Genomic DNA, 20,157 nt, shown 5'->3' on the forward strand with positions numbered 1-20,157 from the left:
GCTTCTAACTGTGTACACTAATAGCGAGTTGATTCGACAGAAAGTTATAATGGAGGTTGTGCGGTTGAACTGGTTGTTTTTGATCATCACGCTTGTCGGCGTCCCCTTATCGCTCATCGGTGGCTTTTTTCATTGGCCCGACATCTTCATGTTCATTCTGTACGCCGTCACGATCGTAGGCTTAGCCAGCTATATGGGCCGGGCAACCGAGAGTTTGTCGATCGCCGCCGGGCCGAGCGTCGGTGGGCTCTTAAACGCCACATTTGGCAATGCGGTGGAATTGATCATTTCTTTTTTTGCTTTAAAAGAAGGGCTCGTCGGCGTCGTCACCGCGTCGATCACCGGTTCGGTCATCGGCAACTTGTTGCTTGTGGGCGGACTGTCCATCTTGGTCGGCGGGCTTCGCTACAAAAGGCAGACGTTTAACATCCACGTTGCAAGCCATACCGCCGGCATCCTCGTCTTCAGCATCATCGTGGCGTTCGTCTTTCCCGTCGTCTTCGCCCAAAAGATGACCGCTTATAACGTTCAACTATTGAGCACGGCGATCGCGGTCGTCATGATCTTGATCTATTTATTCTCTTTGCTCTTCCGCCTCGTCACGCACCGCGGCGTGTATAAGGGGCCGGAAGACGAAGAGCCATCGCATGAAGTGCCGGAATGGGGCGTCGGAAAAGCGGTGCTGATCCTCGCCGCCGCCACCGTTGCCGTCGCTTACATCAGCGAACGGCTCGTCGGGACGATTGAACCAGTCGCCCGGTCGTTCGGCTGGACTGAATTGTTCATCGGCGTGATCATCGTCGCGATTGTCGGCAACGCCGCGGAACACGCCACGGCCATCGTCATGGCCTATAAAAATCGCATGAACGTAACAGTCGAGATTGCCATCGGCTCCACGCTGCAAATTGCGATGTTCGTCGCCCCGTTGCTCGTCATCGTTTCTTGGGCGCTCCCGACCCATTTGCCGCTCGTTTTTCCGGTGACGGAATTGATCGCCATGGTGCTTTCCGTCCTGCTCACCATCAGCATTACGTCGGACGGCGACACCAACTGGTTTGAAGGCGCCATGCTCCTCGCCGCGTACATCATCATGGGCTTCGGCTTCTTCCTCTTGTGACTTGACGGGGGACAGTCCCCCACTGCTTTAAAGCGCAAAAGTGTAAACAGAGCAAAAGCCTTTGTTCATCGCTATAACGCTTTAACTCAGCAGTTTGGTGGGGGACAGACCCCCTTTTTCTCCATCGCCCGGCGGACGCGCGGTTTCGGATCCCAACATTTAAATTGGTACTCCGGCCGAGTATCGTAGCCCAGCCGCGTGCACATCGGGATTTTTTTGCCCGCTTCTGTGCGAAAGCCGAAATGCCGGCAAGACGCGCAATGATGATAATGATTGAGCATATCTTCCCTCCCGGGGGACTGTCCCCCGCCGCTTTAAAGTATTAAAAAGCCGGGGCTGAAAATCCCGGCTTTTTTTGCTTTAACACTTTAGTACATTATCTTAATGGGGGACTGTCCCCCGAATGATGCGCATGGGATTGCCGCCGACGAAGCTGCCGGGCGGGACATCCTTGTGGACGAGCGTGCCCGCGGAGACGACGGCGCGGTCGCCGATCGTCACGCCCGGCAAAATGGTGCAGTTGGCGCCGATCATCACTTCATCACCGATGACGACTTCACCCAGGCGATATTCGTCGATCAAATACTCATGCGTCAAAATCGTCGTATTGTAACCGATGACCGAATTGCGTCCGACGGTGATCTTTTCCGGAAACATCACATCCGGCATGGCCATGAGCGCAAAGGAGGTTTTTTCGCCGATCTTCATGCGGAGAAACGTGCGATACAGCCAATTTTTCATGCGCATGGAAGGGGTGTAGCGCCCGATTTGAATGACGATAAAGTTTTTCATCACTTTTAAAAAAGGCACCGTCCGGTAGACGTGCCAAAGGGGATTCGGCCCTTCCACCGGATAGCGCGTCGTTTTTCGCATCGCCATACCTCCTCCTGACCACTGGAAGCCGGAGCGGAAAAAGCCGTCGGACTGAAGAACCGGCCAAGCCTGCACCCGAGCCGATGACGAGACAGGACAAGCCAAATCAAATCGTCCGGGCCTCCCGCGAAAAATCACGCGTCAACGATCGCCAGCAATTCCTTCATATCGTCGATCAGATAATCGGGATGGACCTCCCGAAGCGCGGCCACGCCTTTGATGGTCCACGACACGCCGACCGTTTTCGTCCCGGCGCTCCGGCCCGCTTCAATATCGAATGGACTATCGCCGATCATGACCGCCTGTTCCGGCTTGGATCCGAGTTTTTCCAAAGCGAGCCGAACGGGATCCGGCGCGGGTTTCGGACGCTTCACATCATCGATCGTCACGATCACATCGAAAAACGGTTCGATTTTTGTCAGACGAATTCCGAGGTTGACGGTCTCCCTCCGTTTGGTCGTCACGATCCCGAGCTTGTACCCTTTTTCTTTCAAAGTCTTCAGCGTGTCGTTGACATTCGGAAATTCTTTCACAAGTTCATCATGTTTCTCAAGGTTGTAACGGCGGTAATGTTCGCACAACTCTTTAACACGAGCGGGATCAACGCGATGAAAACTCACTTCAAGCGGTTCCCCGATAAACGCGATCACGTCTTTTTTCGTATAGCGGCCGGGGTAATAATGATTTAACGTGTGCAAAAAGGACGCGATGATCAAATCGTTCGTATTGATCAACGTCCCGTCCAGATCAAACAAACAGGTGTCGATCACAAAGATGCCTCCTCGCTGTTCTTTAACTGTGGCCATCCTCTATTCCAAATATACCCCACCGCACAGGTCAAAATCGTCGCAACGGCGAGACGGATGAGAAACAGCGGCCAAACCGGAATGCCGAGCGGAACGAAGATCAATGTGTCTTCGATCACGGCGTGGCAACTGATCAAAAAGATAAAGGTTAAATATAAACTGCGGCGGTCGACGCCGTCCTCTTTCGCCGCGTGCTCCATCACGCCTGCGCCGTAAGCCATGCCGAAAAGCAAGCCGGCGGCGAGCGTCGTCGACGCGTTGGCGCGCATGCCCAAAAATTTCGTGACCGGCGCCATCCACCGGGAAAAGTGATGGAGCCAACGCAAATCTTTTAAAATTTGGATCCCGATCATGAGCGGAATGACAATGACAGCCAGTTGCCCGATCCCCATCGCCGCTTTGGCCGCACCGGCTTCAATCATCGCGGCCCAACCATGAGGCACGCTTTCCTTTGACGGAATGAACCCGTAAACGGCTTTTTCACCGCCGCCGTGCCAAAGATGGGAGAGAACCACACCGGCGAGGACGGCAAGGCCCAAGCGGACGGCGATCATCACCCAAACCTTTACGCCGACCCGGGAAGCGACGCCGCATTCCACCAAAAGGTTATGAGAAAAAGACAACATGACGGCTAAAATAAAAACGCTTTTAACGGTTAAATCCAGCGACAAAATCGCGCCGATCGCGGCGTACAAGCTTAAAAAATTGCCGAAGACGAGCGGGATCGCCGCTTCACCCGGAAGGCCGATCCATTTCATCGCCGGGGTGACCGAGGCGATGAGGTGATCAAACAGCTCGGTGTAACTTAACACCGTCATGACGAGCGTCACGGGAAAGATGATTTTGCCAAGCGACCACGTCGTCTCTAGACCTTTGATCAATCCGGTTTTCAAAGATTTCATGCTCCCACTCCTTTGCGCGCGCCTGCACAAAAAGAAGAGCTTTCCGCAAGCCGGCCCAAAATCAGCGAAACGATCGCGCCGCTCGTCAGGCACACGCCGTCGATATCTCTATTTGGTCATATTCCTCACGTCAGATCTACCGACGCGTTTAGTTCATCGATGGTTAAAAAAGCGGATTGAAAATCCGCCAAGCATGGCGAAACCGCACCGCTCATGTCCGTTGGCACCGTGTTCCTTCTTAAACCGTCCCGGTCGGCCTTTCATCGGTTTGCGCCCAACGCGGCACGATCCGAACATCCATTCAACGGTTGAAGAACAGAATCCGCCAACTTACGCCCCCAAAAGGAGCATGCCAGCGGAAGAGCGGAAACCCGCTCTTCCCTGGCGTTTCAATTTCTGCCTTCGATCGCATCGTTCAACCGTTCGGAAAACTGTTTGGCGGTGTTGATCCCCATTTGCTTCAACCGGAAATTCATCGCGGCCACTTCGACGATGACGGCGAGGTTCCGGCCGGGGCGCACGGGGATGGTCAGCTTCGGCAGCACCGTATCGACCATTTTCACCGTTTCCTCTTCAAGGCCGAGCCGATCATAAAACTTGTCGGGATCCCACAGCTCCAAATGAATGATCAAAGAAATTTTTTTATAAGAACGCACCGCCCCCGCTCCGAACAGCGTCATGACATCGATGATGCCGAGCCCGCGGATTTCAAGCAAATGGCGGATGAGCTCCGGCGCGTTTCCGACGAGTTCGTTTTCACCGGTTTGGCGAATCTCCACGGAATCGTCCGCAACCAAACGGTGGCCGCGCTTGACGAGCTCCAGCGCCGTCTCGCTTTTGCCCACCCCGCTGTCACCCGTCAGCAGCACGCCGATTCCGTAGACATCGACCAGGACGCCGTGAACGGTGATCATCGGCGCCAAGCGCGCTTCTAAATAATTCGTCAACATACTGCTCAACTGCGTCGTCTTCAAAGTGGAGCGCAGGACCGGCACGCCGCTCTCTTTGGACGCTTCGAACAATTCCTCAGGCGCTTCCAGGCCCCGGGAAAGGATGATGCACGGCGTATCCACGTTGCACAGCTTTTCCATGCGGTCAAGCCTTTCCGATTTCGGCAAAGATTTAAAAAACGACAATTCCGTCATTCCGAGAAGCTGAATGCGCTCCGCCGGATAATAAGTGAAATAGCCAGCCATTTCCAAACCCGGCCTGGAGATGTCGCTCGTCGTAATCGTCCGTTCGAGGCCGCTTTCGCCAGCGAGGAGTTCAAAGTTAAAATGTTTGAGGATTTCTTTGACTGTCACTTGGCCCATCATGAGAACTCCTTTTTGTGATATCATCCAAAACCTTTTGTGTGGTTACGACCCAAAATCTTGCTTATGCGTTTTGCGTCTAAAAATGAAGGCGTCCGATTGACGTCATTCATCCTCCATTTTACCAAAACCGCTCGATAAGTCACGACGCAAAACAGCGCTTTGAAAGCGCCGATGGAGAAGACCGAGCGGGATAAAAGGACGGCCGGAACCCTGGCAATCAAGACGAAGCGGACCGCTTCGATCCGCTTCATTTATTTTTGAGAGGATGGACAATAAAGGTTTGGATGAGGAGATTGAGAAGCGATATAATCAACGAGGCCAAGAAAGCCGAACCGAAGCCGGCGATCTTGAAAGCGTCGCCCATCAGCCAGGCGGTGAGAGACAACGTGATCGCATTGATGACGAACAAAAATAAACCGAGCGACAAAATCGTCACCGGCAGGGTGAGCAGAATGAGGACGGGCTTGACGACGACGTTCAAAATCGACAAAATGACCGCCGCGCCCAGCGCCGCCCACACGCTTCGCAATTGAATGCTATCCATGTATCCGTCCACGGTCATAAGAACAATCGTATTCACGACGATGTGGATCAACCAATTTTTCAACAACGGTCCAACCCCCGCTCGCTTGACCGGATTCCGGCATCATCCGTCATATTCGGAAGCCGGGATGATAAAATATAGCGCCAAGTAAATCAAAACCAGCGGAAAAACGGCGGTCAAAATGAGCAAGATGAGATAAACGACGCGGACGACCGTCGGATCGACATCTAAATATTCGCCGATGCCGCCGAGTATTCCTGCCAACATCCGATTATTTCGCGACCGATAAAGTTTTTTCATGCACAGTCCACTCCATTTAAAAATTTTAAGCCCCACAAATCCGCTCACAAAACATCTTCGCCTCGCGCTCCCGCCGCACATGCACGTCATGCAGGCGCCAACCGCGATCGCTCTGCAAACGTGGTTTCTTTTAATTATTCCGTCTTCTCGCGACCAACGGTCCGGTTTTTCATGCACGGCGCCAAGCTGAATACATTTAGCATTCCATTTAAACCTTATGTTGATGAATACTTGTCCAATCCTTTGCATCAAACGCATTCCGGCTCCTTGCCGAATCGAGCGCATGCCTTGCGCAAAAGCCCCGCTTTTACGAAAAAGCCAGCTTGCGCCCGCCGGCGCGACCGATCCGGCGACAAACCGGCATCCGGCCCCGGACTTCGAGCATGATCTCTCCTTTGACCTCAAACATCGCCTCACCGCATGCCGACATGAAAAACCGCCGTTGTATAAAAAGGCATCCCATGGCCAGGATGCCTTTTTGCCTTGCCGCTTTGGCGTCGCCATAAGGAACCACAGATTTTAACGGAACAAGCGGGCAGGCCGCACAGCCATCGGCATCAGCGCGTGGGGACGGACTGCTGGGCGGCAATGCGTTCCGCCATTCGGCGCCGGTCGCGCTCCAAGATCCGTTTCAAGTATTGTCCCGTATACGACGCTTCCACTTCAGCGATCTCTTCCGGCGTTCCGCAAGCGACGACTTCGCCGCCTCTGACCCCGCCTTCCGGACCGAGGTCAATGATATAGTCGGCCGTCTTGATCACGTCGAGATTGTGTTCGATGACGAGCACCGAGTCGCCGTTGTCGACGAGCTGATGCAAGACATCGAGCAACCGCTTGATGTCGTCGACGTGCAGGCCGGTCGTCGGTTCATCCAAGATGTACAACGCCCGGCCGTTCGTGCGCCGGTACAACTGCGACGCCAGTTTGACGCGCTGCGCTTCGCCGCCGGAAAGCGTCGTCGCCGGTTGTCCCAATTTGATGTAACCGAGGCCGACGGCGTATAACGGCTCCAAACGCCGCTTGATGCGCGGAATGTTCTCGAAAAAGGCCAACGCCTCTTCCACGGTCATCTCCAGAACGTCCGCGATCGTTTTGCCTTTATAAGTGACTTCGAGCGTTTCCCGATTATAGCGTTTCCCGTGGCACACTTCGCACGGAACGTAAACGTCCGGCAGGAAATGCATCTCGATTTTGATGATGCCGTCGCCGCGGCACGCTTCGCAGCGCCCGCCTTTGACGTTGAAGCTGAAGCGCCCTTTCTTGTATCCGCGCATTTTCGCCTCGTTCGTCTGCGCGAACACGTCGCGGATCAGATCGAAGACGCCCGTGTACGTCGCGGGATTGGAGCGCGGCGTCCGCCCGATCGGCGACTGATCGATGTCGATGACGCGGTCAAGGGCTTCGATGCCTTCGATTTTTTCGTGTGCTCCCGGTTTTTCCCGGCGCCCGTTCAATTTTTGCGCCAAGGCTTTGAACAAAATGTCGTTGACGAGCGTGCTCTTGCCCGAACCCGAGACGCCCGTGACGCACGTAAACGTTCCGAGCGGAATATCGACCGTTACGTTTTTCAAGTTGTTTTCCTTGGCGCCGACCACCCGGATCACCCGTCCGTCCGGTTTACGCCGTTCGGCCGGGACGGGAATGAACTTGCGGCCCGACAAATATTGGCCGGTGAGCGACTTTTCGTTTTTCATCAATTCCTCGGGCGTGCCTTGCGCGGTCACATAACCGCCATGGGCGCCCGCTCCCGGTCCGATGTCAATGATGTAGTCGGCCGCCAGCATCGTGTCCTCATCGTGTTCGACGACGATCAGCGTGTTCCCAAGGTCGCGCATGTTTTCCAACGTGCGAATCAAGCGATCGTTGTCGCGCTGGTGCAGACCGATCGACGGCTCATCGAGGATATAAAGCACGCCCATGAGCCGCGAACCGACTTGGGTCGCCAGGCGGATGCGCTGGGCCTCACCGCCGGAAAGCGTGCCCGCGGCGCGGTTCAGCGTCAAGTAATCGAGGCCGACGTCGACGAGAAACCCGGTGCGTTCGATGATTTCCCGCAGGATCAAGCGGCCGATCGCCCGCTCCTTCTCCGTCAGCTCCAGGTTTTTGAAAAAGTCGCGGACTTCGCGGACGGACATCGCCGTCACTTCACCGATGTTTTTCCCGCCGACATAAACGGCCATCGCTTCCGGCTTCAGGCGGTTGCCTTTGCACGCCGGACACGGTTTTTGCGCCATGTAGGCCTCCATTTGTTCGCGCGTGAAATCCGAAGTCGTCTCTTTATAGCGGCGCTCGATGTTGCGGACGACGCCTTCAAAATAAATGTAGTTCTCCTTGAGTTGCCCGAAGTCATTTTCATAGCGGAATAAAATGCGCTCGTCGCCGCTGCCGTACAAGATTTTCTCCATTTGCCACTCGGGCAGATCCCGGACGGGCGTGTCCATGTCAATGCCGTAATGCGCGCACACGCTCTGCAGCAATTGCGGATAATAATTGGAGCTCGACGGTTCCCACGCCGCAATCGCATGTTCGCGCAACGTTTTCGACCGGTCCGGAATGACGAGGTCCAAATCCACCTCTAATTTGAAGCCGAGTCCGTCACAAGCGGGGCAGGCGCCGAACGGACTGTTGAACGAAAACAGGCGCGGCTCCAGTTCGCCGATCGAAAACCCGCAATACGGGCAAGCGTAGTGCTCGCTGAACAGCAATTCCTCTTCACCGATGACGTCGACGATGACGCGGCCGCCGGAAAGTTTCGTCGCCGTTTCCAAGGAATCGGCCAAGCGGCTCCGGACGCCGTCTTTTATGATAATGCGGTCGACGACGACCTCGATGGTATGTTTTTTGTTTTTCTCAAGCCGAATGTCTTCCGAGACCTCGCGCAGTTCGCCGTCGACGCGGACGCGAACAAATCCTTGTTTTTTAATGTCTTCGAGCACTTTGACATGCTCGCCTTTCCGCCCGGAGACAATGGGCGCCAGGATTTGCATTTTCGTCCGCTCCGGATATTTCAGCAAGCGGTCGACCATTTGCTCGATCGTCTGCGAGGTGATCTCGACGCCGTGCTCCGGGCACACCGCCCGTCCGATGCGGGCGTACAACAGCCGCAAATAATCATAGATCTCCGTGACGGTTCCGACGGTCGAGCGCGGATTGCGGCTCGTCGTTTTTTGGTCGATCGAAATCGCCGGCGACAAGCCTTCAATCGCGTCGACATCGGGTTTGTCCATTTGTCCAAGAAATTGGCGGGCATAGGCCGACAGCGACTCGACATAGCGGCGCTGGCCTTCCGCATAGATCGTGTCGAAGGCGAGCGAGGACTTGCCCGAACCGGACAGGCCGGTGAGCACGACGAGCTTGTCGCGCGGGATCGTCACGTCGATGTTTTTTAAATTGTTTTCACGGGCACCTTTTACAACGATATTTTCCAATGCCATGCGTCGGTCATCCTTCCGTCGAGAGTTCCACTGGCAAATTGTCGGTCCGAATCTCGCGCGGCGTGGAGCTTGGCGCGAAGGCCGCTCACGCTTCCGCTTTCAGCTCCAAAATGATATCGCGCAGTTCGGCCGCCCGTTCGAAATTGAGGTTTTTCGCCGCTTCCTTCATTTCCTTTTCGAGGCTCGCGATGAGTTTTTCCCGTTCTTTCTTCGTCATCTTCGTGACATCCGGCTTTTTCTCCGCGTACGTTTCCTGCGCCTCCGCCGCATACGTCGCGCGGATGACGTCGGGAATGTCCTTCTTGATCGTCTGCGGGGTAATATTGTGCTCTTTGTTGTATTGCTCTTGAATTCTCCGCCGCCGCCTTGTTTCTTCGATGGCGACTCTCATGCTGTCGGTGATGCGGTCCGCGTACATGATCACGTGGCCGTTGGCGTTGCGGGCCGCCCTGCCGATCGTCTGGATGAGCGACCGTTCCGCGCGCAAGAACCCTTCCTTATCGGCGTCCAGGATGGCGACGAGCGACACCTCGGGGATGTCGAGCCCTTCGCGCAAGAGATTGATGCCGACGAGCACGTCGAACACGCCGAGGCGGAGATCGCGGATGATTTCAATGCGTTCGAGCGTTTTAATTTCCGAGTGCAAATAGCGCACCTTCACGCCCATTTCTTCCAGATAGTCGGTCAAATCTTCCGCCATCTTTTTGGTCAAGGTCGTCACAAGCACGCGCTCGTTGCGTTTGACCCGCTCATTGATTTCTCCGAGCAAGTCGTCGATCTGGCCTTCGGTCGGGCGGACGTCAATCGTCGGGTCCAGCAAGCCCGTCGGCCGGATGATCTGTTCGACGACTTCGGGGCAATGCTCCAGTTCGTACGGCCCGGGCGTCGCCGACACGTAAAGGATCTGATGAATGTGTTGTTCGAATTCTTCAAACCGAAGCGGGCGGTTATCCCGCGCCGACGGCAGGCGAAAGCCGTGTTCGACCAGAACGTCTTTGCGCGCCCGGTCGCCGTTGTACATCCCGCGAATCTGCGGCAGCGTCACGTGCGATTCGTCGACGATGATGAGAAAATCTTTCGGGAAATAATCCAGCAGCGTGTAAGGCGTCGATCCGGGCTCGCGCAGCGTCAAATGCAAGGAATAGTTCTCAATGCCGGAACAAAAGCCCATCTCTCTCATCATTTCCAAGTCATAACGCGTTCTTTGCTCGAGACGCTGCGCTTCCAGCAATTTTCCTTGCTCGCGCAGCTCTTTCAGCCGCGCCTCCAGCTCGGCTTCGATCCGCTGGATCGCGATTTTCATCTTTTCTTCGCCCGTGACGAAGTGGGAAGCCGGAAAGATCGCGACGTGCTCCCGTTGCCCGACGATCTCGCCGGTCAGCGCGTCAATCTCGGTAATCCGGTCGATCTCGTCGCCGAAAAATTCGACGCGGATGCAATGTTCGTCGCGAGAAGCGGGGAAGATTTCGACGACGTCCCCGCGCACCCGGAACTTGCCGCGCACAAAATTGATGTCATTGCGTTCGTATTGGTTGTCGACGAGCTCGCGCAACAGTTGGTCGCGATCTTTTTCCATGCCGACCCGGAGCGAGATGACGTGCGCCTTGTATTCTTCGGGAGAACCGAGGCCGTAAATGCAGGAAACGCTGGCGACGATGATGACGTCGTCGCGTTCTAAAAGCGCGCTCGTCGCCGAATGGCGAAGCTTGTCGATTTCATCGTTGATGCTGGCGTCTTTCTCAATATAAGTATCCGTTTGCGGAATATACGCTTCCGGTTGATAGTAATCGTAATAGCTGACGAAATACTCGACGGCGTTGTTCGGGAAGAATTCCTTGAACTCGCTGTACAGCTGGCCGGCGAGCGTTTTGTTGTGGGCGATGACGAGCGTCGGTTTATTCAACTGTTGGATGACGTTCGACATGGTGAACGTCTTCCCGGTGCCCGTCGCCCCCAAAAGCGTTTGATGTTTCTTGCCGCGGCGAAACCCATCGACGATTTGCGCAATCGCCTTCGGTTGATCGCCTTGAGGCTTAAACTTGGACTTGAGCTGAAACGGCATGGCACGTCCCTCCGATGATCAAGTTGCCTTGCAAAATCAAGACCTTCCGTCGCGATGTTTCGTTCGATCAGGCGTTCATCATTTATGGTCAAGCTCTATAACGCAGAGCTTCATCGCATTAACGCATTCCGCTAAACGCGCCATCCAGTTCAGGCGCGGCGGTAAAGCCGCAAGCGCATTTTGTGTTATTATAACACAAGAAAGAATGGCGAACAAACATTCGAAACCTTATGCCGCGCGGCCGATTGCCAAAAGTGATTGCCGTCCCCGCCAAACGCGATGGCCGGAAAACGACGCGTCTTGAAACGCAGAAAAACCGGTGAAAGCCCAGGCTTCCATCCGGTTGCTGTCCGTTTCATCCGATTTTCAATTCGCTTTTTCTTTGACGCGCCGCGACGGCTCCAAAAACAAGAGACCGATTTTGTGCGGATCGTTTTCAAAAATCGTGCCCTTGACGAAGCGGACTTCATCTGCCGCATCGACCACTTCCAACCGGCAATACGTCGCGTTCTCCTGAAGCGCGTAATAAAAGTCGGCCTCGCTGCGGACGGGTTTTCCGTTGACCTTTTGGACGATTTCTCCCGGTTGGATGCCCATTTTTTCGGCGGGCGTGTTCGGGATGATTCCGACAACGCGCAGCCCGTCGCCGCGATCGACAAAATACAAAGGTTTGCTGTTTTGCTCATGGGCATGCCAAACGATGAGCGCCAAACGGCTCAAAAGCGCAACCGCCCCCGCGGCGGCCACGCAAAGATCCGGGCGGAAAAAATAGCCGACGGCGGTCCATGCGGTGACCACGATCGCCGTTGCCAGCAGCCAAAGGCCGGAACGCTGCACCGCCTTTTTCGGCAAGCTGTGCGTGATGAATTGCTGATAGCCGATCGCGACGGGCAACGCGCACAGCCCGAACACCGTCCCGTCGGACAACGGCCACCAGCCGGCTTCGTGAATCGCCCCCGTCGCCGGAATCAGGAAAAAAATCGGAGCGATCCAAAGGCGATTGGCTTCATGGGCGCCGACTTTCTTGCCGCGTTTGCTGTTGATGAGGCGGGGCGATGTCTGTCTGTCTCCCCAAAGCAAGACGGCCGCCGCTTCCATCAAAGCGGCAACGGCAAACGCGATACCGAAATCAAACAAGGAAGCGTCGCGGATCTCGGCCGCCCAGCGGTCAATGACCGCGATGCCCGTGTGTACACTGGGCATAAAAGCGGCAAAAACCGCGGCGGCCCCAAAGGAGAGCATGGGTGAAACGCAGCGCAACTGCCCGGTCAGCATAAAGAGCAACGTCCAGACGGTGACGAGGACAACGAGCCCGGCCGGCAAAGCCACGCCGAGGCCGATGAGGACAACGGAACCGATCGCTCCGAGAAGAAAGCTCGGTCCGATCAGCGCCAATACCGTGTTCAGAATGCCGTACACCTTGATGCCGAAAGACCGCCGTTCCCTGCGAACGCGCTGCCAGCCGACCAGAAAGACGGCAGCGATTAATAAGTACAAGAGCGGATTATACAAAAGGGTCAAGACGCCTCGCAGGATCGTGATCAGCATGTCCATCTTTTCCATCCTCACCTTTGTCCTTTGTTAAATGCACGCGTCGTTCATGGCGGCCTTTTAAAAAGATATCCGTACATCGATTGTACGGATAGCGTCAATAAAGAGGATTTCGCCGTCGAACAAGGAAATTCCTGCCGGATGCGCCGCAAAGATTGGCCTGAATCCAGCGCATCCGGCCGGGAGCCGTTCCGAAGCGGGATTACGATTTAATCTCCTTCAACAAGACGCGAAGCGCGGTTTGCAGTTGCAGGTCGTTCTTCGGATTTTTGACGGCATCCATGAGTTTTTCTTCCAGCTTGGTGGCGGTTGGGGCATCGATTTTGCCCGTGACGGAAAGACCGTTCGCTTTTTGGAAAGCCTTCACCGCCGTCACCGTGCCTTCGTCAAAATAACCGTCCGTCCGGCCGGGATTAAAACCGGCGCCCTTGAGCATCTTCTGGGCGTTGGCGATCTCCGCGTTGTTCATATCAAAGGTGAGCGCTTTGCCTTTGTCGACGACGAGCGGAGCCGCATAAAAGTAATCCGGTTCCTTGACTTTGACGGTCGGTTGGATGCCTTTTTTGTGGATCCAATGGCCGTCGGGGGTGAGCCATTTGAACATCGTCAACTTCAGCTCGCTTTTGTCGCTGAGCGTCACCCCTTGTTGCACGGTCCCCTTCCCGAACGTTTTCTCTCCGACCAACGGATAGCCGCCCGCTTCGTGCAGCGCGGCCGCCAAAATTTCCGACGCGGAGGCGCTGCCGCCGTCGATCAGCCCGACGATCGGGTACGGTTTTTTCCTTTTATTGTCCGTATAAATCGGGCGCTTCTTGCCGTTGCGGTCTTCGATTTGAACGATCGGCTTGGCGCTGGTGACCAGCCGGCCGGCGATGTTTTGCACTTTGTCCAAGTAACCGCCGGGGTTGCCGCGGACATCGATGATCAACCCGTCGATCCCTTGTTTTTCCAATTTGTAGAGCGCGGCATCGAATTCCTTGTCGGTTTTTTCATTAAAGGACGTGATTTCGATATAACCGAGATGTTTGCCGCTTTTGTCGAACATCTTGGAATGAACCGTCGCCAGCGGAATTTCGTCCCGCGTAATGTTGAATTCGAGCAGGTGGGAGACGCCCGGGCGTTTGACGACCAAGTGGACGACCGTCCCCTTTTTGCCTTTGATCATGGACACCGCTTCGGATAAACTTTTGCCTTCCAGCGATTTTCCGTCCACTTTCAAAATTTGGTCGTGCGGCCTGAGACCGGCCTTTTCGGCAGGCGAACCTTTGATCGGGGAGACGACGGTCACGATGCCGTTCACCTGTTGGACTTCCGCGCCGATGCCTTGGAAGGAAGAAGAGAGCGATTCCGTGAACGCGCTCGCCGACTTCGGATCCATGTAAGAGGAAAACGGGTCATTGAGCGCCTCGATCATACCCTGAATCGCGCCGTTCAACAGTTTGTCGTCATCAACCTTTTTATAGTAGTTTTTATCGATAAAATGATAGAGCGACTCGATCTTTTGAATGTCGGCATCCGTTGCCTTTGACGGCGCCGCCGCAGGTACGTCCCGGCCGTCGCCTCCAAACCACGCCATCGCGCCGTACGTTCCTCCGGCGCCAACGAGGAAGGAGACGATCATGAGGAGCGCCACCATTTTTCCGCTGAATTTCACCGTTTTCTGCCACCCCTTTTATAAACGAAAATGCGTCGCGTTGTGATCACGGGCCGAACCGCCAGCCGGCGGAGCATTCGAATCCTCGTGTCGGGCGCTGCCGAATGGTTTGGCTCATCACACACGGCGCCCGCCCCGCGGTTGTTTGCCGCAACTCGTTTTTGCGGAAAGAAAGAGCATCACACCCAATGATGCGATGCTCTTCATCCACATCATCCGTACGGGGCCGCCCGCTACGGATTATTATACTATATGTTTGTACAACCGGGCCTATTCTCCGGTCATTTTACGGCAGATAATTTAATGGGTTGACAGAGCCTGGATGCTTTGCTCCCTCAGTAGGAGCAGCACGCCATGCACCAATATATACCTCAAAATGCAGGTGAAAGCCTGTCGATTCTCCTGTGCTACCAACATATCCAATCACTTGTCCAGCTGAAACGGTTTGGCCGTTTTGTACCAATCGTTTCTCCATATGTGCATAAACAGTCGTATACTGTTGACCATTGATGTAATGGGAAATAAAGATACATTCCCCATAGCTGGAAGACCTATATGAACGGGCTACAACGCCGGAGGCCGCCGCAACAACGGGTGTACCTTCTTTCGCTGCTATATCAATACCGGAATGAAAACCGCCATCACGGGGGCCAAAACCAGAACTAATAGCCCCAGAAGTCGGCCAGATAAACAGACCTTTTCCATGATGTACATTACTCGTTCCACCGCCAGAAACTCCATCCACGCGGTGAGTCTTGTGTTTATTCGACTGTTCTTGTTTCCAAAGCTCATAAGCCTTTTGCGCCGCCGCTTTTTGCGCGGCCAAGTTTTCGGCGATCTCTTGCTTGCTCATGACGAGTTTTTCAAGATGCTTTTCGTCTTCTTTCAACTGGGCCAAGAGCGCTTTATGTTGCGCTTTTTTGTCGGCAAGCGATTGCTGCAGCGCGCGCAAATCCGCATAATCCTTTTGCAAATCGGCCAACTGGCTTTCCACCTGCGTCTCTTTGGCTTCCAATCTCGCTTTATCGGCTTTTTGGGCGTTCAAAATCCTTTTGTCTTGATCCACAATGGTGTTCAAGGCGAGCACCCGGGTGACGAAATCGCCGAAGCTTTTCGCGCCAAGCAGCACTTGCAAATAGTCGATGGAACCTCCGTTTATGTACATGGAGCGGACGCGTTCTTTCAAAAGTTTATCGCGTTCCGCGATGCGCACCTTCGTATCGGCGATGTCCTTTTTCAAGGCCTCGATCTGTGTTTTTGTCCGGCTGATGTCGTCTTGTTTGGCCTGGATCTTGTCGGTCGTCGACTGAATCTCGTGATCCAAATCGGCAATCTCGTCGTTGATATTCTTTTGCTTCGACCGGTTTTCGTTCAGTTGGTCTTTCGTGCGGTTGATCTCATTTTGGTTTTGTTCCTGCTTTTTTTCGATTTCGTTAACCTTTTGCTTCAAACTTTCGCCGGTATTCGCACGGGCGGCGCCGGCCCCGACCGCGCCGATCGCCGTCGTGACCGTGATGCCGACCGCCAATGCCCGGCGCATCCAACGCGCTGCCATCTTCCTCCCCCTTATATGAATCTTAAACCTTCAAAAACTTGCGGACCGAAGTCAAGCTGCCCCAGACGCCGATGACCGCTCCGAGCAACACCAAAAGCCCGCCTAAATAAAGCGTCATTTTTTCATACGGAATGAGCTTGACAAATAAATAAGTTTGGTAGTTTTTGCCGATGAACCAATCATAGACTTGATGATAACCGATCGCGATCAGCAAAAACGGAATGATGGAACCGAGGACGCCGAGCATCAATCCTTCGATGAAGTACGGCCAACGGACAAAAGCGTCGGTCGCACCGACGAGCTTCATGATCTCGATTTCGCGGCGCCGCGCGACGATGGTCAGTTTGATCGTGTTGGCGATTAAGAAAATCGACGTAAAGAGCAAGCCGACGATTAACACCAGGCCGATGTTGCGCAGGATGTCAACGACGTGAAACAGCTTTTCGACATAGTCTCTGCCGTAGTTCACTTCATCGACGTAATTCAACTCTTTGGCGGCTTTGGCGACGTCGATCGTTTCTTTCGGTTTATCCGTTTTCACGACAAAAGCGTCGGGGAGCGGGTTTTCTTTTCCTTTCATCGATTTGAAAACGTCGCCGTCATCCCCCATGCTCTTGATGAAGTCTTCCAAGCCTTGTTCCTTGGAAACAAACGTGACGCTCTTGACATGGCTCAACTGCTGCAGTTGGTTTTTGAGCGTTTCCTGCTGTTCCTTCGTCGCCGTCCGATCGATGAAGACGCGAACTTCCACGTTGTTTTCGACTTGGCTCGCAATCGAATTCAGATTTAACATCACGGTCAAAAACAGTCCGACCAACAAGAGGGCGACGGTGACCGCACTGATCGACGCGAACGTCATCCAGCCGTTACGCCCGAGACTTTTTGCCCCTTCCTTGGCGTGCCGCATCAACGTCCTAAGCTTCATAACCGTATTCCCCCTGCTCGTCATCGCGAACGATCATGCCGCTTTCAATGGCGATGACGCGCTTCACCATGCGGTTCACGATTTCTTTGTTATGGGTGGCCATAACGACCGTCGTGCCGTTGTTATTAATGCGTTCAAAGATTTCCATAATCGTCCACGCATTTTCAGGATCGAGGTTGCCCGTGGGTTCGTCGGCAACGACCACGGTCGGATTGTTGACGATGGAACGGGCAATGGATACGCGCTGCTGCTCGCCTCCCGACAGCTCATTGGGGAAGGAACGCGCTTTATGTTTGAGATTGACGAGATCGAGCACTTCCATGACTTTTTTTCGTATATTCCTGGGGTTCTCTTCAATGACTTCCAACGCGAAGGCGATGTTTTCATAGACGGTCAATTTCGGAAGAAGTTTAAAATCTTGAAAGACAACCCCGATTTTGCGGCGCAAAAAGGGAATTTGTTTTTGCTTCAGCTTGGTGATGTCCGTGCCGTCAATAAAAATTTTGCCGCGCGTCGGCAGTTCTTCCCGATACATCATTTTAATGAACGTCGATTTCCCGGAACCGCTCGGCCCGACGATATAGACAAATTCGCCTTTATCAATGTGGACGCTGATGCCGTTGACAGCCATGACGCCGTTGGCATACGACTTCCACACATCCTGCATTTCGATCAAATCGATCACTTCCCAGCCTCATATGTATATCCATTCATCGGAAATCTCGATTGACGAGTGATGGGCCGCTTAAAGGAGATAAGTGCGCCCGTGGTCAAGATCTCGCCGCCTTCCAAGTGGGGAAGCGCCCTCTACAAGCGCCCGTCGGCGGCCTGATCTTATGAAAATAACGATGCGATCGCTGATAGCGAGATGATGAGGCGGCCTTGCCGAACATCCGGCCGGCCGGCAACGGTGAACTTGCTACTTAACTAAAATGGTAAATTACTAACTTACTAACACAGTTATTAATCTTACTAGGGTTATTATAACACCCTCATGTGACAAGTTAAGACAAAGTTTTATTACATTTGTATTTCAAGGGATGTAGAAAAGGATCGATTCGTGGACCTGTCGCCAAAAAGTGAATGGCGGCGTTTCGCTTGTTCATGCACAGCCGCCGCCGGATGCGGCGCACGTGCATCGGACGGGGCTGAATCCCCGACTAAGCGGAGCGTTGCCGCCGAATCCGCCCGAAAAACCCTAATTATCCAACGCGGAAGTCTATGAAACACGCAGCATCACTAAACTCCCGCAGAAAAACGCAAATTTTTCCACTTTCTTTTGTGCCACGCGATTGGCTGCCGAAGCGGATGGAAAATACGACGGTTCGGCAGCCATGTGAGACCTATCCAATAGCCGAAAGAGTCGGGAGGGAGTACGCGGGAGGGCGGAACGCACAACGGCCGCCTTTTCCGCATAAAATGATAAAAATTCATGTGGGAGGTCACTTTATGGAAGAAAGGAAGGAAACCCGTTTTATGGAGGCGGAGCTCCCGCTCGGAACCGCCCTTAATCCCGGCGTTATGATCATAAACGAGCGGCAAACGGACGCCGTTGGCGAGCGCTTAACGCCCGAGCCGATCTTTCCGAACGCCACCCATGAAAGACCGTCTCCGTTCGGCGAACATTCATAAGCATTCCTCAATGCAACTACAGGGGATAGACCGGTTATAAAAACGCATTTAGCCCGAGCAAGGCTTAGAAACCCGCACAAGAGCGGGCCTCTCGCCAAATCAAAGGCGCTTTCCATCCCAAAGGGCACGGCGGGCTGGGAAAAGGATGCGCCGGTCGACCGTTAAAAAAACATGCGCATCCCTTTATAAGGAGACCGGTTCCGTTCAGCACCCCGCCGCGCGTGGCGAATCCTTTACCAGAAAAGACCGATCCTCTTCAGAAGCGTGGCTGCCCGCCTTCATGGTTTGAAACCATCCGACTGACACAATGTATTTTTTAGGATGTTTTCTTCAACAAGCGTGCTCGCCGAGCAAAGGACGACCGCGCCGTCAGAGGGAGCGCTTAAATCCTTCGCCGAGCACTTCGGTCGCCTGCGTGACGATCACAAACGCTTTCGGGTCCACTTCTTTGACGAGCTGTTTCAGCTTGGTGATCTCGTTTTGCGAAACGACGCACAACAAGACCGGGCGCGGATGATCGGTGTAACCGCCGATGCCTTCCAATCGCGTGACGCCCCGATCAATCTCGGACAAAATTTTCGGCCGCAGCTCGTTTTGCCGCTCGGAAATGATGAACGCCATTTTAGAGGTGCTCATCCCCATTTGCACGATGTCGATCGTCTTGCCGGTCAAATACATGCCGACGAGAGCATAGAGGGCGCTTTCCAAAGACAGGGTGAGCGCCGAGGCGAGGACGATCATGCCGTCGATGGCGGCCACCGAAACCCCTAATGAAATGCCCGTATATTTGTTCACGATCTGCGCCGCGAGGTCGGTTCCTCCAGTCGACGCCTTGCCGCGGAAGACGATTCCGAGGCCAAGCCCGACGCCGATGCCGCCGAAGATCGCCCCCAGAAGGGGATTGGACGTCGCCGGCGGCCAACCCGCCGTTAAATGGACGACGAGCGGAAGAAACAGCGTTCCGATCAACGTTTTTAACGCATATTGAAAATAGCCGAAGCGCGAGCCCAATAGGAGAATGCCGCTAATATAAAGAGGAATATTCAACGCCCATTGGACATAAGAAGGTTCAAATCCGACCGTCCAGTGCAAAATCGTACTGATGCCGCTGACGCCGCCGGAAGCGATTTTATTCGGCAGAAGAAAGGCATTAAACGCCAAGCCGACGATGGCGGATCCCGCCAGGACGCAAACATAATCCATGACCAAGCGCATCCGCGCGGAAAGCTGAGGTTGTCGTTTTTTTCGCATCGTTCATAGTCACCTGATATTAAAAGATAATTAAAAGTCATCGCGTTTTTTCGATGGGTTTGTCCAACAACAAACTATAGCCGCAGCCGATGGCGCTGTCAAACCCCACCGCGCCTATAACGATGCCGTGCCGCCTCTCCCCGCTGCGCTTTCCTGTTTTCCATTCATGCGCAGGGGACTTTGGCATCGATCATACACCTCGTTTTTCAATGAACGCGGCAAAAACGAATAAAGC

The 20,157-nt window shown here is 54.2% G+C and carries 16 protein-coding genes; 2 read left to right on the top strand and 14 right to left on the bottom strand.

Annotation, left to right across the window (positions count from 1 at the left end):
- The first annotated feature begins 49 nt into the window (after positions 1–49).
- A complete protein-coding gene (gene cax, locus CCB157_RS00410; RefSeq protein ID WP_077613947.1) occupies positions 50–1,117 on the top strand; it encodes a calcium/proton exchanger in 1,068 nt (355 codons plus the stop codon).
- Positions 1,118–1,498: 381 nt separating this feature from the next.
- Here the strand turns inward: cax and CCB157_RS00420 are convergent, their stop codons facing one another.
- From CCB157_RS00420 to ftsE, 13 genes are all read right to left on the bottom strand, one after another.
- Positions 1,499–1,990: an acyltransferase gene (locus CCB157_RS00420; RefSeq protein WP_077613949.1), complete on the bottom strand. Its 492-nt coding sequence runs from the start codon at positions 1,988–1,990 to the stop codon at positions 1,499–1,501.
- Between the two features lie 134 nt (positions 1,991–2,124).
- A complete protein-coding gene (gene ppaX / locus CCB157_RS00425) occupies positions 2,125–2,760 on the bottom strand; it encodes a pyrophosphatase PpaX (protein ID WP_238594540.1) in 636 nt (211 codons plus the stop codon).
- Positions 2,757–3,698, bottom strand: a complete 942-nt coding sequence (locus CCB157_RS00430; protein WP_077613951.1) for a nucleoside recognition domain-containing protein — start codon at positions 3,696–3,698, stop codon at positions 2,757–2,759. Before CCB157_RS00430 ends, ppaX begins: the two co-directional genes overlap by 4 nt.
- A 389-nt stretch (positions 3,699–4,087) precedes the next feature.
- A complete protein-coding gene (hprK, locus tag CCB157_RS00435; protein WP_077613952.1) occupies positions 4,088–5,011 on the bottom strand; it encodes an HPr(Ser) kinase/phosphatase in 924 nt (307 codons plus the stop codon).
- A gap of 250 nt (positions 5,012–5,261) precedes the next feature.
- Positions 5,262–5,621: a phage holin family protein gene (locus CCB157_RS00445; RefSeq protein WP_077614062.1), complete on the bottom strand. Its 360-nt coding sequence runs from the start codon at positions 5,619–5,621 to the stop codon at positions 5,262–5,264.
- A 39-nt stretch (positions 5,622–5,660) separates the two neighbouring features.
- Positions 5,661–5,858, bottom strand: coding sequence for a PspC domain-containing protein (locus CCB157_RS00450; RefSeq protein WP_077613954.1), 198 nt, complete (start codon positions 5,856–5,858; stop codon positions 5,661–5,663).
- 557 nt (positions 5,859–6,415) lie between these two features.
- Positions 6,416–9,292: an excinuclease ABC subunit UvrA gene (gene uvrA, locus CCB157_RS00460; protein WP_077613956.1), complete on the bottom strand. Its 2,877-nt coding sequence runs from the start codon at positions 9,290–9,292 to the stop codon at positions 6,416–6,418.
- Positions 9,293–9,377: 85 nt separating this feature from the next.
- Positions 9,378–11,354, bottom strand: a complete 1,977-nt coding sequence (uvrB, locus tag CCB157_RS00465) for an excinuclease ABC subunit UvrB (protein WP_077613957.1) — start codon at positions 11,352–11,354, stop codon at positions 9,378–9,380.
- 366 nt (positions 11,355–11,720) lie between these two features.
- A complete protein-coding gene (locus tag CCB157_RS00470; protein WP_077613958.1) occupies positions 11,721–12,908 on the bottom strand; it encodes a PDZ domain-containing protein in 1,188 nt (395 codons plus the stop codon).
- A gap of 199 nt (positions 12,909–13,107) precedes the next feature.
- Positions 13,108–14,541: a S41 family peptidase gene (locus CCB157_RS00480; protein WP_077614063.1), complete on the bottom strand. Its 1,434-nt coding sequence runs from the start codon at positions 14,539–14,541 to the stop codon at positions 13,108–13,110.
- A 304-nt stretch (positions 14,542–14,845) separates the two neighbouring features.
- Positions 14,846–16,009, bottom strand: a complete 1,164-nt coding sequence (locus CCB157_RS00485) for a murein hydrolase activator EnvC family protein (RefSeq protein ID WP_158077148.1) — start codon at positions 16,007–16,009, stop codon at positions 14,846–14,848.
- Positions 16,010–16,136: 127 nt separating this feature from the next.
- A complete protein-coding gene (gene ftsX, locus CCB157_RS00490; RefSeq protein WP_077613961.1) occupies positions 16,137–17,039 on the bottom strand; it encodes a permease-like cell division protein FtsX in 903 nt (300 codons plus the stop codon).
- The gene (gene ftsE, locus CCB157_RS00495) at positions 17,029–17,715 is read right to left on the bottom strand and encodes a cell division ATP-binding protein FtsE (protein ID WP_077614064.1); all 687 of its coding nucleotides are present in this window, start codon (positions 17,713–17,715) and stop codon (positions 17,029–17,031) included. Before ftsE ends, ftsX begins: the two co-directional genes overlap by 11 nt.
- 773 nt (positions 17,716–18,488) lie before the next feature.
- On the opposite strand from ftsE, the gene CCB157_RS00500 reads away from it, so the two are divergent.
- On the top strand, positions 18,489–18,671 hold the full coding sequence (locus tag CCB157_RS00500; protein WP_077613962.1) for a hypothetical protein: 183 nt from the start codon (positions 18,489–18,491) through the stop codon (positions 18,669–18,671).
- A gap of 369 nt (positions 18,672–19,040) precedes the next feature.
- Here CCB157_RS00500 and CCB157_RS00505 read toward each other — a convergent pair whose 3' ends face one another.
- Positions 19,041–19,922, bottom strand: coding sequence for a YitT family protein (locus tag CCB157_RS00505; protein WP_077613963.1), 882 nt, complete (start codon positions 19,920–19,922; stop codon positions 19,041–19,043).
- Positions 19,923–20,157: the final 235 nt, after the last annotated feature.

Source organism: Caenibacillus caldisaponilyticus (assembly GCF_002003465.1).
Classification (GTDB): Bacteria; Bacillota; Bacilli; order Bacillales; family Sporolactobacillaceae; genus Caenibacillus; species Caenibacillus caldisaponilyticus.